Annotated in this window: 8 protein-coding genes and 2 pseudogenes; 8 read left to right on the top strand and 2 right to left on the bottom strand. The window is 59.8% G+C overall.

Going from position 1 to position 12620, the window contains the following annotated elements:
• Positions 1-207 precede the first annotated feature (207 nt).
• Complete coding sequence (locus tag C2E19_RS22895) at positions 208-1167, bottom strand: glucokinase (RefSeq protein WP_129395199.1); 960 nt, start codon at positions 1165-1167, stop codon at positions 208-210.
• The gene (gene edd, locus C2E19_RS22900) at positions 1164-2990 is read right to left on the bottom strand and encodes a phosphogluconate dehydratase (RefSeq protein WP_129395200.1); all 1827 of its coding nucleotides are present in this window, start codon (positions 2988-2990) and stop codon (positions 1164-1166) included. Before edd ends, C2E19_RS22895 begins: the two co-directional genes overlap by 4 nt.
• A gap of 220 nt (positions 2991-3210) precedes the next feature.
• On the opposite strand from edd, the gene gap reads away from it, so the two are divergent.
• The 8 genes and pseudogenes from gap to C2E19_RS29475 all read left to right on the top strand — a co-directional run.
• Positions 3211-4212 (top strand): type I glyceraldehyde-3-phosphate dehydrogenase, encoded by a 1002-nt coding sequence (gene gap, locus C2E19_RS22905; RefSeq protein WP_129395201.1) that lies wholly within the window; start codon positions 3211-3213, stop codon positions 4210-4212.
• Between the two features lie 197 nt (positions 4213-4409).
• Positions 4410-4937 (top strand): RNA polymerase sigma factor, encoded by a 528-nt coding sequence (locus tag C2E19_RS22910; RefSeq protein WP_129395202.1) that lies wholly within the window; start codon positions 4410-4412, stop codon positions 4935-4937.
• Positions 4938-5045: 108 nt separating this feature from the next.
• Positions 5046-6011: a FecR domain-containing protein gene (locus C2E19_RS22915; RefSeq protein ID WP_129395203.1), complete on the top strand. Its 966-nt coding sequence runs from the start codon at positions 5046-5048 to the stop codon at positions 6009-6011.
• A 120-nt stretch (positions 6012-6131) separates the two neighbouring features.
• Positions 6132-8687: a TonB-dependent receptor gene (locus C2E19_RS22920; RefSeq protein WP_129395204.1), complete on the top strand. Its 2556-nt coding sequence runs from the start codon at positions 6132-6134 to the stop codon at positions 8685-8687.
• A gap of 112 nt (positions 8688-8799) precedes the next feature.
• A complete protein-coding gene (locus C2E19_RS22925) occupies positions 8800-9408 on the top strand; it encodes a biliverdin-producing heme oxygenase (RefSeq protein ID WP_129395205.1) in 609 nt (202 codons plus the stop codon).
• Positions 9409-9561: 153 nt separating this feature from the next.
• The gene (locus C2E19_RS22930) at positions 9562-9951 is read left to right on the top strand and encodes a YbaN family protein (RefSeq protein ID WP_129395206.1); all 390 of its coding nucleotides are present in this window, start codon (positions 9562-9564) and stop codon (positions 9949-9951) included.
• A 689-nt stretch (positions 9952-10640) separates the two neighbouring features.
• Positions 10641-11600 (top strand): annotated as a pseudogene (locus C2E19_RS29470) (chemotaxis protein); the annotation flags it as partial.
• Between the two features lie 378 nt (positions 11601-11978).
• Positions 11979-12506: pseudogene (locus C2E19_RS29475) on the top strand (methyl-accepting chemotaxis protein); the annotation flags it as partial.
• Positions 12507-12620: the final 114 nt, after the last annotated feature.

Genomic DNA, 12620 nt, shown 5'->3' on the forward strand with positions numbered 1-12620 from the left:
CATCCTTGTTGTTGGAATTGGGGCGGATTATGCCTTAAGCATCGAACTTACAAACACCACAGAGCCACTGTGGAAGATAAACCTGTGGCGAGGGGATTTATCCCCGATGGGTTGCGCAGCAGCCCTCGCTTTTTTGGGGCCGCTGCGCGACCCATCGGGGATAAATCCCCTCGCCACAAAGGCTCGCTCTTATAGGTGATCGTATTTTCAAGCAGGGATTGATTGATCCAGGGCCACACCGGCGCCAACGAGGCCGGAATACGGCGCTGTCACCAGCCACACCGGTATGCCTTTGAAGTAATCGCTCATGCACCCTTTGTCAGCGAAGCTACGGGCAAAACCGCTTTCGAGGAAGAAATCGGCAAAACGTGGAATCACACCACCGACGATAAACACCCCGCCACGCCCGCCCGTTGTCAGCACGTTGTTGCCGGCCACTCGGCCGAGCCAGCAGCAGAACTGCTCGAGCACTTCCAGTGCAATCGGATCGCCCGCCAGCCCGGCCGCAGTAATCGCTTCCGGCGTATCGAGTGTCGGCTCATGCCCATCGACCGCGCAGATCGCCCGGTAAACCCGTGGCAATCCACCTCCGCTCAACGCGGTTTCCGCGCTGACATGGCCAATCTCATTGTGAATGTGCTGCCACAATTGCGTTTCACGCGGGCTGCTCAGCGGCAGATCGACGTGACCGCCCTCGCCCGGCAACGCCGCAAAACGACCTTCACCCAGATCAAGCAAAGTACCGACGCCAAGACCAGTGCCCGGGCCGATCACCACCGCCGGGCGCAACGGCTCCGGCGTACCTTCGCAGACCACGCGAAATTCGCCCGGCTGCAAACGGGTCATGCCCAGCGCCATCGCCGAGAAGTCGTTGACCAGCAATAACTGCTCGACCTGCAAGGTTTGGCAGAACGCCGTGCGGCTCAGCCGCCAGTGATTGTTGGTGAATTTAAATTCATCACCACTGACCGGGCCGGCCACCGACAGGCACACCGAACCGATCGAACCCGGCGCCAGACCGAGCCCGCTCAGGTAGAGGCTGATCGCCTCTTCCGGGTTGGCGTGGTCGGCGGTGGCCAAGACCTGAACCGATTCCAGTTGCTGGTTTTTCCACAACGCAAATCGCGCGTTGGTGCCTCCGATGTCACCGACCAAAGCCAGTTTCAATTAAGCGTCTCCAGGGCAGAAGTGAAGGCGCTGGCGCCCTGCTCCGCCGAGCTGAAGGCCATGCGCATGAAGCCGAACAGCTCACGTCCGCTGCCGATGTTGTTGGCCAACAGGCCCTTGGCGGGTTCGCGCGCTGCAAATTCTGCGGCGTCGACCTTGAGCTCCAAGGTGCCTTTGACGCCATCGACGCGGATGATATCGCCCTCTTGCACGCGTGCCAAAGCGCCACCGACATAAGCTTCGGGGCTGACGTGAATCGCCGCCGGGATTTTCCCCGAGGCGCCGGACATGCGTCCGTCCGTCACCAGCGCGACTTTGAAGCCGCGATCCTGCAGCACGCCGAGGAACGGCGTCATCTTGTGCAATTCGGGCATGCCGTTGGAGCGCGGGCCCTGGAAGCGCATCACCGCGACGAAATCTTTTTCCAGCAGACCGGCCTTGAACGCGTCCGCCAGATCCTGTTGATCCTGGAACACCATCGCCGGTGCTTCGACGATCTGGTTTTCCAGCGCGACGGCGGACACTTTCATCACACCGCGACCGAGGTTGCCTTCCATCACCCGCAGACCGCCCTCTTGGGAGAACGCACGGGCGACCGGGCGCAGGATGTTTTCGTCGAGGCTGTCGACCGGGCCTTCGCGCCAGACCAGTTCACCGTTATCAAGGAACGGTTCTTTGGTGTAATTGCTCAAGCCGTGGCCGAGCACGGTGTTGACGTCTTCGTGCAGCAGACCGGCGCCGAGCAGTTCGCGGATCAGGAACGACATGCCGCCCGCTGCCTGGAAGTGGTTGATGTCGGCTTTACCGTTCGGGTAGACGTGGCTCAGGGTCGGCACGACTTCGGAGAGGTCAGCCATGTCCTGCCAGGTCAGTTGAATGCCGGCGGCCATGGCGATGGCCGGCATGTGCAGAGTGTGGTTGGTCGAACCGCCGGTGGCGTGCAACGCAACAATGGAGTTGACCAGCGACTTCTCGTCGACGATTTCGCCGATCGGCATGAAGTTGCCGTTCTGCTTGGTCAGGCGCGTGACCTGGTGCGCGGCTTCGCGGGTCAGCGCGTCACGCAGCGGCGTGTTCGGGTTGACGAACGAGGCGCCCGGCAAGTGCAGACCCATGACTTCCATCAGCAACTGGTTGGTGTTGGCGGTGCCGTAGAAGGTGCAGGTGCCCGGGCTGTGGTAGGACTTCATCTCCGATTCCAGAAGCTCTTCGCGGGTGGCTTTGCCTTCGGCGTACTTCTGGCGGACGTCGGCTTTTTCCTTGTTGGAAATCCCCGAGACCATCGGCCCGCCCGGCACAAAGATTGTTGGCAGGTGACCGAAACGCAGCGACCCCATCATCAGGCCCGGGACGATCTTGTCGCAGATGCCGAGCATCAACGCGCCGTCGAACATGTTGTGCGACAACGCCACCGCCGTGGACAACGCGATCACTTCGCGGCTCGGCAGGCTCAGTTCCATGCCCGGCTCGCCTTGGGTGACGCCGTCGCACATTGCCGGTGTACCACCAGCGAACTGGCCGACCGAGCCGATTTCGCGCAGGGCGTTCTTGATCTGTTCCGGGAACACTTCATACGGCTGGTGCGCTGAGAGCATGTCGTTATACGAAGAAACAATGGCGATGTTCGCCGAGTTCATCATCCGCAAGCTGTGCTTGTCTTCAGTGCCGCAACCGGCCACGCCGTGGGCGAAGTTGGCGCATTGCAGCTTGCCGCGCATCGGCCCGTCAGTGGCGGCGCCGCGAATCAGTGCAAGGTAAGCCTGACGCGTGGCGCGGCTGCGGGCGATAAGCCGTTCGGTGACCTCAAGAACGCGGGGATGCATGTGTAGAACTCCAGGCTAACGGATGTGGCGACCTGATTGTCTATGCTGATCAAACGCCGTTGTTGTTGGAATGACAGACGGCTTTTTTGACCAATCGGACCAGTTGATTCAGGTCACTCGTTGTAGATAAAACAAAATATTGCCACTAAAAAGGCTTGTTTTCTATTTTTATGCGAATAATCTTGTAATTCCAACAACAAAACGACGGCGGCGCTGTTCCATGACTCTTCGAATCGCAATCAATGGTTTTGGCCGCATTGGCCGTAATGTCCTGCGCGCACTGTATACCCAAGGCTATCGACAGGATTTGCAGATCGTCGCCATCAACGATCTGGGCGACAGCTCGATCAACGCCCATCTGCTCAAATACGACACCGTTCATGGCACGTTCGACGCGCAAGTCGAGCATGATAACGAGAGCCTGACGGTCAACGGCGACCGCATTGCCGTCAGCGCGATCCGCAACCCGGCAGAACTGCCATGGGCCGCGGAAAAAATCGACGTAGTTTTCGAATGCACCGGTCTGTTTACCGACCGAGCCAAAGCCGCCGCGCATCTTACTGCCGGCGCACGCAAAGTGATCATCTCGGCCCCGGCCAAAGGCGCCGACGCCACCGTCGTTTATGGTGTGAACCACGACATTCTGCGCCAATCGCACCAGATCATCTCCAATGCTTCGTGCACCACCAACTGCCTGGCGCCGGTTGCCCAGGTGCTGCACCGTGAGCTGGGCATCGAAAGCGGTCTGATGACCACGATTCACGCCTACACCAACGACCAGAACCTCACCGACGTTTATCACACCGACCCGTACCGTGCGCGTTCAGCCACGCAGAACATGATCCCGAGCAAGACCGGCGCCGCTGAAGCGGTGGGCCTGGTGTTGCCGGAACTGGCGGGCAAACTGACCGGCATGGCCGTGCGCGTACCGGTGATCAATGTGTCGCTGGTGGATTTGACCGTGCAGTTGAAAAAAGAAGCCAGCGCCGAGGAAGTCAACGCGCTGCTCAAGGCTGCCAGCCAACACTCGAAGATATTGGGTTACAACACGTTGCCGCTGGTTTCCAGCGACTTCAACCACAACCCGCTGTCGTCGATCTTCGACGCCAACCACACCAAATCCAGCGGCAAACTGCTGAAAGTGCTGGCCTGGTACGACAACGAATGGGGCTTCTCGAACCGCATGCTGGATAACTGCCTGGCGCTGTGTAACGCCGAGTAATCCCAGGCTATCCCCTGCCCTTGTGGGAGCGAGCCTGCTCGCGAATACGATGTGTCATTCAACATTTATGTGGCTGATACACCGCTTTCGCGAGCAGACTCGCTCCCACAGGTTTCGATCTCAATTTGAAATCAACACTTGACCATTCGACTAGATGATAAGCATTATCATTCGCTTAAAATGGATCAGGTCCTCCCGTGAGTCAATCGCGCTTCAACCACGTCTTCCTTACTCAGCGCACATCCTTGCTGCGGACGCTGGAACGGATGGTCAACAATCACAGCACCGCTGAAGACCTGTTGCAGGAGACCTACCTGCGCGTGACGCGGGCGCTGAGCGAGCGGGCCATCGATCATCTTGAACCCTTTGTTTTCCAGACCGCGCGCAATCTGGCGCTGGACCATTTGCGTGCGCGCAAGATCCACTCACGGACGATGGTCGATGACGTGCCGCAGGACATCGTGCACAGCATCGCCGCCCCCGCCAGCAGCGCCGAAGACGCCGCCCACGCCGAACAAATGCTGGAGCGCCTGAACGTGAGCCTCAGTCAACTCAGCCCGCGTCAGCAACAGATTTTCATCCTCAGCCGCTTGCACGGGCACAGCTATCAGGAAATTGCTGACGAACTGAGCGTTTCCCTCAGTACCGTGCAGAAGGAATTGAAACTGATCATGACCATTTGCATCGGCGTCGCCGAACGACACGACAGCAGCGGCAAGCTGTAAGCTTCAAGCTCCAAGTAAAAACGAAAAGCAGTGCACGCATCTGGCTTGCAGCTTGCAGCTTGCAGCTTGAAGCTTGAAACTGCTTCGCCAGAAGCCCGAGGAAACACCGTGACGGACACCCACCGCTCGCCTTCGCCAGATTCGGCGCAGGACGCTGCAACCGCAATGGACCAGGCTTTGGACTGGCTCATCGTGCTCGGCAGCCCGGACGAGGAACAGAGCCGGCAATTCCATGCGTGGCTGGCGGCCGATCCGTTGAATGCCGAGGCGTTTGCCAAGGCGCAGGCGATCTGGGACGGCCCGCAAATCGCTCAATGTGCGCAAAGCCTCGCCGCAAAACCGGCGAAAGTCACCGTCCTCAAGCGTTTGCGTCCGCACTGGAAACCATTAGCCACTGCGGCGGTGCTGTTGCTCGGGTTGTTCAGTTTCAGCAATTTGCCGATGCGCATTCAGGCCGATCACCTGACCGTGGTCGGCGAGCGTCAGCGCCTGCAACTGGAGGACGGTTCGAAAGTCCTGCTCAACACCAATTCGGCGTTCTCCAGCACCATCGACGATCAGCAGCGCGTGGCCCGGCTGTATCAGGGCGAGGCGTATTTCGAGATTGCCGGCGGGCGCAACCAGCCACTGGAAATCGATGCCGGCCCGGTCAAGGCCAGCGTCCGTGACACGGCGTTTGCCGTGCGTTATCTCGATGGCGTGGCGCAAGTCAACGTGCAGCGTGGCGATGTCGATCTGCGCGCGACCCATGACGATGCACGGGTGCGTTTGTCGGCCGGTGAGAGTATTCGCATCGGCCCCAACGGTTTCGACCGCCCGGCGAAACTCGATGCCAACACCGATCTGGCCTGGGTCCAGGGCCGACTGGTGTTCGAGAACTGCCCGTTGAATCAGGTGCTGGCCGAACTGCGTCGTTACTATCCCGGCTGGATCATCAATACCAATGAACAGCTGGCCGACGTTAACGTCACTGGCAACTACCGGCTCGATCAGCCGCTCGACGTGGTTCGCTCACTCGCCCACATCACCTCGGCGCGCCTGCAGGAATTTCCGGCGCTGGTGATCTTGAACTAAATGAGAATTATTTTTACTCGATAGCGAAAGCCCGTTCGTCTCGTTATAGCCAATGCAATTGATTCGCATCACGATGCCAATCAGCAACTATAAAGATTCGTGCGACACGGAGCGCTATCGATGTCCTCACGCCTTACCCGCCAGACCTCCCCTTCCCGCGTATTGTCGCTGCTGACCGCCGCCATTCTCATGGCCGGCACCGCACCGCTGATGGCTGCCACCGAGCAGCCGGCGCGCAACATGGGTGATTACGCGTTCTCCATCAGCCAGCAACCGCTGGTGTCGGCACTCAATGCCTTCACTGCTGTGACGGGTTGGCAGGTCGGCTTGCCGGCAGAGTTGGGGCAGAACGTATCGTCGCCGGGCGTGCGCGGCTCGCTGCCACCGGAAAAAGCCCTCGAGCGTCTGTTGGTGGGGACCAACCTGAGCTTCCGCAAGCTGAGCAACAACAACGTCGTGCTGGAAAAACGCAACGCCAGCGGTTCCCTCAATCTTGATCAGGTGACCATCAGCGCCACCCGTCAGGAACAGTCGGTGAGCAGCGTGCCGGCCACCGTCAGCGTGCAGACCCGCGAAGATCTGGATCGCAACAACGTCAACTCGATCAAGGATCTGGTGCGTTACGAGCCGGGCGTTTCGGTGGGCGGTGCCGGTCAACGTGCCGGCATCACTGGCTACAACATCCGTGGTATTGACGGTGACCGCGTCCTGACTCAGGTCGACGGCGTGCAAGTACCAGACAGTTTCTTCAACGGTCCGTACGCGCAGACCAACCGCAATTACGTCGACCCGGAAATCGTCAAACGCGTCGAAATTCTCCGTGGCCCGGCCTCGGTGCTGTACGGCAGCAACGCCATTGGCGGCGCCGTCAGCTATTACACCCTCGACCCGGACGACATCATCAAGCCTGGCCAGGACGTCGGCGCACGGCTGAAAACCGGTTACAGCTCGGCCGATGACAGCTGGCTGACCTCCGGCACCGTCGCTGGCCGCACTGGCGACTTCGACGGTTTGCTGCACCTGAGCCAGCGCAACGGTCATGAAACCGAATCCTACGGCGAAACCGGTGGCACCGGCCTGAACCGCACCGAGGCCAATCCGCAAGACGTGCGCACCACCAACGTGCTGGCCAAACTCGGCTGGAACTACGCTGACGACGCGCGCTTCGGTCTCACCTACGAACACTACAAAGACGATCGCGACACCAATCAGTTGAGCGCCGTCGGTGGCCCGTTCAACGCTGGACGCGGGTTTGGTTTCTACAAGGCGCGCACCGGCAACGACACCGTCACCCGCGAGCGTTTTGGTCTTGAGCACCGTTTCGCGCTGGACACTGCGCTGGCCGACAACATCAAGTGGTCGCTCAACTACCAGATCGCCAAGACCGACCAAACCACCCAGGAAATCTACGCGCCGTCGCGCACCGTGTTGCGCAACCGCGACACCAATTACAAGGATCGCCAGTGGGTGTTCGATGCGCAGGCTGACAAGTCGTTTGCCATCGCCGACACCGACCACACCATCACCTACGGCACGACCATCAAGCAGGACAAAGTCACCGGACTGCGCACCGGCAACGGCACCTGCCTGACTGTCAGCGGCGCCTGCCGGGTGATCGGTGCGCCAAGCGCCGCCGACACCCTGAAACCGGCCAGCGACTTCCCGGATCCGACCATCAACAGCTACAGCCTGTTCGCGCAGGATCAGATCAGCTGGGGTAACTGGACGTTCCTCCCGGGCGCACGTTACGACTACACCCAACTCAAGCCGCACATCACCGATGAGTTCCTCGCCACTGCCGACCAGAGCGGTAATGGTCAAGTCAGCGACAAGGAAAAAACCTGGCATCGTCTGTCGCCGAAGTTCGGCACGACCTACAGCTTCAACGATAACTACACCTGGTACGGTCAGTACGCCGAAGGCTTCCGCACGCCGACCGCCAAGGCCTTGTACGGTCGCTTTGAAAACCTCGCGGGCGGCTACCAGGTCGCGCCGAACCCGGATCTTGAACCGGAAAAAAGCAAAAGCTATGAAACCGGCCTGCGTGGCCAATTTGAAGCGGGCACCTTCGACGTTGCGGTGTTCTACAACAAGTACCGTGATTTCATCGATGAAAACGCGATCACTCCGGGCTACTCCGAGACCACGTTCCAGAGCAACAACATCAAACACGCCACCATCAAAGGCGTGGAGCTCAAAGGTCGCCTGAACCTTGACACCTTTGGCGCGCCGACCGGCCTCTACACCCAAGGCTCGATGGCGTATCTGTATGGCCGCAATGACGACAGCGGTCAGCCGCTGAACAGCGTCAATCCGCTGACCGGCGTGTTCGGTCTCGGTTATGACCAGGATAAATACGGTGCGTTGCTGAGCTGGACACTGGTCAAGCGCAAGGATCGTGTCGACAGCACCATGTTCAAGACGCCGGACGGCACCAGCACCCAGTTCAAGACCCCGGGTTATGGCGTGCTCGACCTGGCCGGCTTCTACAAAGTCACCGACGATGTGACCGTCAATGCCGGTCTCTACAACCTGACCGACAAGAAATACTGGCAGTGGGATGACGTGCGCGGTTACGACAGCGTCGGCGAAGCCTCGGTCACGCAGCCGGCCAACCTTGATCGCCTGACCCAACCGGGCCGCAACTTCGCGATCAATCTGGTCTGGGACATCTGATCCGGCAAACCTCACGGCGCGAGTTCACGCACCGCCCCGTGAGGTTTTTTTACGCTCGCGCGCTTGCTGGTTCGTCTCGTTAGCAAGCGCCTCAATTTCTCAAGGATTTGTCATGACCGCTCAAGACACCGAACAACGCCCTGCCCTGCGTTCGCAACGCTTGAACCAGATCACCAACGAGCCGCACAGCAAACTCGATGCGTTGGTCAAAGCGCATGCACCGTTCGAGACCCGTGCCAACTTCGCCCGTTTCGTCGTTGCTCAATACCTGTTCCAGTCGGAACTGGTCGATCTGTACAACGATGCCGAACTGACCGCAATCGTCGCTGACCTGCCAGCGCGTTGCCGCGCCGAAGCCGCCAAGGCAGACCTCGCGGATCTCGACACCGAAGTCCCTGCACCGGTCGCCGGCGCGGTGAAAAACCCGAGCAAGGCCCGTGCACTGGGCTGGATCTTCGTGTCTGAAGGCTCGAAGCTCGGCGCTGCGTTCCTGATCAAACGCGCGGTGGCGCTGGAGCTGAGCGAAACCTTCGGTGCCCGTCACCTCGGTGAGCCAGAAGGTGGCCGTGCCGAAGGCTGGAAGAGTTTCGTGCGCACCCTCGACTCGCTGCAGTTCAGTGCTGAAGAAGAAGCCGAAGTGGAGCAAGGCGCGATCGATGCGTTCAACCGCTTCACCGTGCTGCTGGAACAGGCCTACGCCACCGAAGCCGAACTCGCCTGAGCCACAAAAATCCCCCTGTAGGAGCTGCCGCAGGCTGCGATCTTTTGATCTTGAAAACAACATCAACAGATCGCAGCCTGCGGCAGCTCCTACAGGGGAGGCGCGTAAGCCTGTAAGATCTCCATTCCGCTTCAGAAGCAATTCGCTGAGCCCATGCCGCAACCAGCCTCCTCGAAAATCGCCCGCCTGCTGTTCGGCCTGCTGGCCTACGTCAGCCTCGGCATCGGCCTGATCGCCATTGTCGTGCCCGGCCTGCCGACCACCGAGTTCATCCTCCTCGCCGCCTGGGCTGCGACCCGCAGTTCGCCGCGCCTGAGTGCCTGGCTGGAAAACCATCGGCTGTTCGGGCCGATTCTGAGTAACTGGCGCAACGGCAAGATCATCGCGCGCAAAGCCAAAGTCAGTGCAACGGTGAGCATGTTGCTCTGTGCGACGTTGATGCTGGTGATGCTCGATCATGGCTGGCCGGTTTATCTGGCGATTGCCGGGATGAGTCTGGGTAACTTGTGGATCTGGTCGCGCCCGGAAACCATTCCTGTTTAAGCCACACCGAGTTTCTGTGCGAAGAACTCTTGTGGTGAGGGGATTCTGTGGTGAGGGGATTTATCCCCGATTGGCTGCGAAGCAGCCACAGTGCAGATAACCCGGATCTGTCAGACAGAACCCAATCTCAGGATTTGGGCCTGCTTCGCAGGCCATCGGGGATAAATCCCCTCGCCACAAAAGCACTCCCTCCTCACACTCAGACACAGCGTATTCACCCCAATGAAACATCCCTGTAATTAATCCATTTTTCAGCACTTTCCCCTGCGCAAACGTTTAGCGATGACCGTTCGTCGGCAACCGCCTCATGCCCTCTCGCCTCGCGCCGATGAGCATTGAATGGCGCTGAATGGATTTGGCGAACCGGATAGTTCATATCCGCCTGCCACCCGTTTATTCATTCGCGAGATCGCCCCATGTTCGACTCTCTGTCCATTCGCCTGAAAATCGTCCTGCTCTCCGGTCTGTGCCTGCTCGGTGTGGTCGCGCTGATCGTCGGCATGAACATGTACCAGACCAACCAGAACGACGAACTGGTCAGCAATTCCAGCAATCAGCTGCTCACCGCCAGTGTGCAGAACCTGCTGCAAGCCAAAGCCGCCGAACAAGCGGTGCGGGTGCAGAAAACCTTCGGCGAAAGCCTGACGGTGATCACCGCCCTGGCCGACCAGATCAAGGACATGCGGGTGATGGCCACCAAGCGCTCGCTGGACGCCGGCGCCCTGCGCGAAGAGTTGAACCTGAGCCTGAAAACCGCCTTCGAGCGCAACGACAAAGTGCTCGGCATCTGGCTCGCCTTTGAACCGAACGGCCTCGATGGCAAGGACAGTGAATTCGTTAACGACTCCGCGCGCCAGTCCAACGAAGCCGGGCGCTTCGCGACTTACTGGAGTCGCGCCGCCGGTTCCTCGCTGAACACCATCATGGTCGAAGAAGACCTGACCAAAACCACCCTCAGCGTCAGCGGCACGCCGTACAACAGCTGGTACACCTGCCCTCGCGACAACAAGCGCACCTGCTTGCTTGACCCGTATGCCGACACCGTGGGCAACAAGGAAATGCTCATGACGACCATTTCCGTACCGCTGATCATCGACGGCAAGGCCATCGGCGTGGTCGGTGTCGACATTGCCCTCGACGCCTTGCAAGCGGCCGCCGTGGATTCCCAGCGCAACCTGTTCAACAACGCCGGGCACATGCTGATTGTCTCCGGCAGCGGCGTGCTCGGTGCCGACAGTTCCGACGCCACCAAAGTCGGCAAAAAAATCAGCGACACCCTCGGTGCCGATGGCAAGGATGTCTTGCAACTGCTGACCTCCGGCACACCGAAGATTCTCGAACAGGGCGAGCTGATTCGTGCCGTGTACCCGGTCGACCCAATCGGCAACTCGCGTGCCTGGGGCGTGGTCATCGACCTGCCGAAACACGTGTTGCTGGCCGATTCGGTCAAGCTGCAAGCAGTGCTCGACGACGCCCAGGAAACCGGCGTGATCACCGCACTGCTGGTCGCCGTCGCCGCCGGTCTTGTTGGCCTGTTGCTGATCTGGCTCACGGCGTCCGGTGTGACCCGGCCGATCAACAGCGTCGCCGAAATGCTCAAGAACATCGCCAGCGGTGAAGGTGATTTGACCCAACGCCTGAACTACACCAAGAAGGATGAGCTGGGCGAACTGGTGAACTGGTTCAACCGTTTCCTCGACAAGCTGCAACCGACCATCGCGCAGATCAAGCAGAGCATCACCGAAGCGCGCGGCACTGCCGACCAGTCTTCGGAAATCGCCCGTCAGACCAGTGAAGGCATGCAGGTGCAGTTCCGCGAGATCGATCAGGTTGCGACCGCCTCCAACGAAATGAGCGCCACTGCCCACGACGTCGCCAACAGCGCATCCAATGCCGCGAATGCCGCGAAAGGTGCCGATCAGTCGGCCAGGGACGGCATGTCGATCATCGAGCGCAGCACCCGCGACATCAACCAACTGGCCGATGAAGTCAGCAAAGCGGTGACCGAGGTCGAAGCGTTGGCGGTCAATAGCGAGCAGATCGGCTCGGTGCTGGAAGTGATCCGCAGCATCGCCGAACAGACCAACCTGCTGGCGCTCAACGCGGCGATTGAAGCGGCACGTGCCGGTGAGAGCGGGCGTGGTTTCGCGGTGGTCGCCGACGAAGTGCGTAACCTCGCCAAACGCACGCAGGATTCGGTGGAAGAGATTCGGGTGGTGATCGAGCGCATTCAGACCGGCACCCGTGGCGTGGTCGCGACCATGCATTCGAGCCAGACTCAGGCGCACAACAACGCCGGGCAGATTCGTCAGGCGGTCGATGCGTTGGGCAAGATCAGCGACGCGGTAACGGTGATCAGCGACATGAACCTGCAAATCGCCAGCGCCGCCGAGCAGCAGAGCGCGGTGGCCGAGGAGGTTAACCGCAACGTTTCGGCAATTCGTACCGTGACCGAAACCCTGACCGGGCAAGCCACTGAATCGGCAGCGATCAGCAGCCAGCTCAATGCCTTGGCCAGCCAACAGATGAAATTGATGGACCAGTTCCGCGTATAAACCACACCGCATTTCCCTTGTAGGAGTGAGCCTGCTCGCGATCGCGGTGGATCAGTGGAACATGTGTCGACTGATCTACCGCGATCGCGAGCAGGCTCACTCCTACAGGAGCTT

The organism is Pseudomonas sp. DTU12.3, assembly GCF_004124275.1.
GTDB classification, from domain to species: domain Bacteria; phylum Pseudomonadota; class Gammaproteobacteria; order Pseudomonadales; family Pseudomonadaceae; genus Aquipseudomonas; species Aquipseudomonas helmanticensis.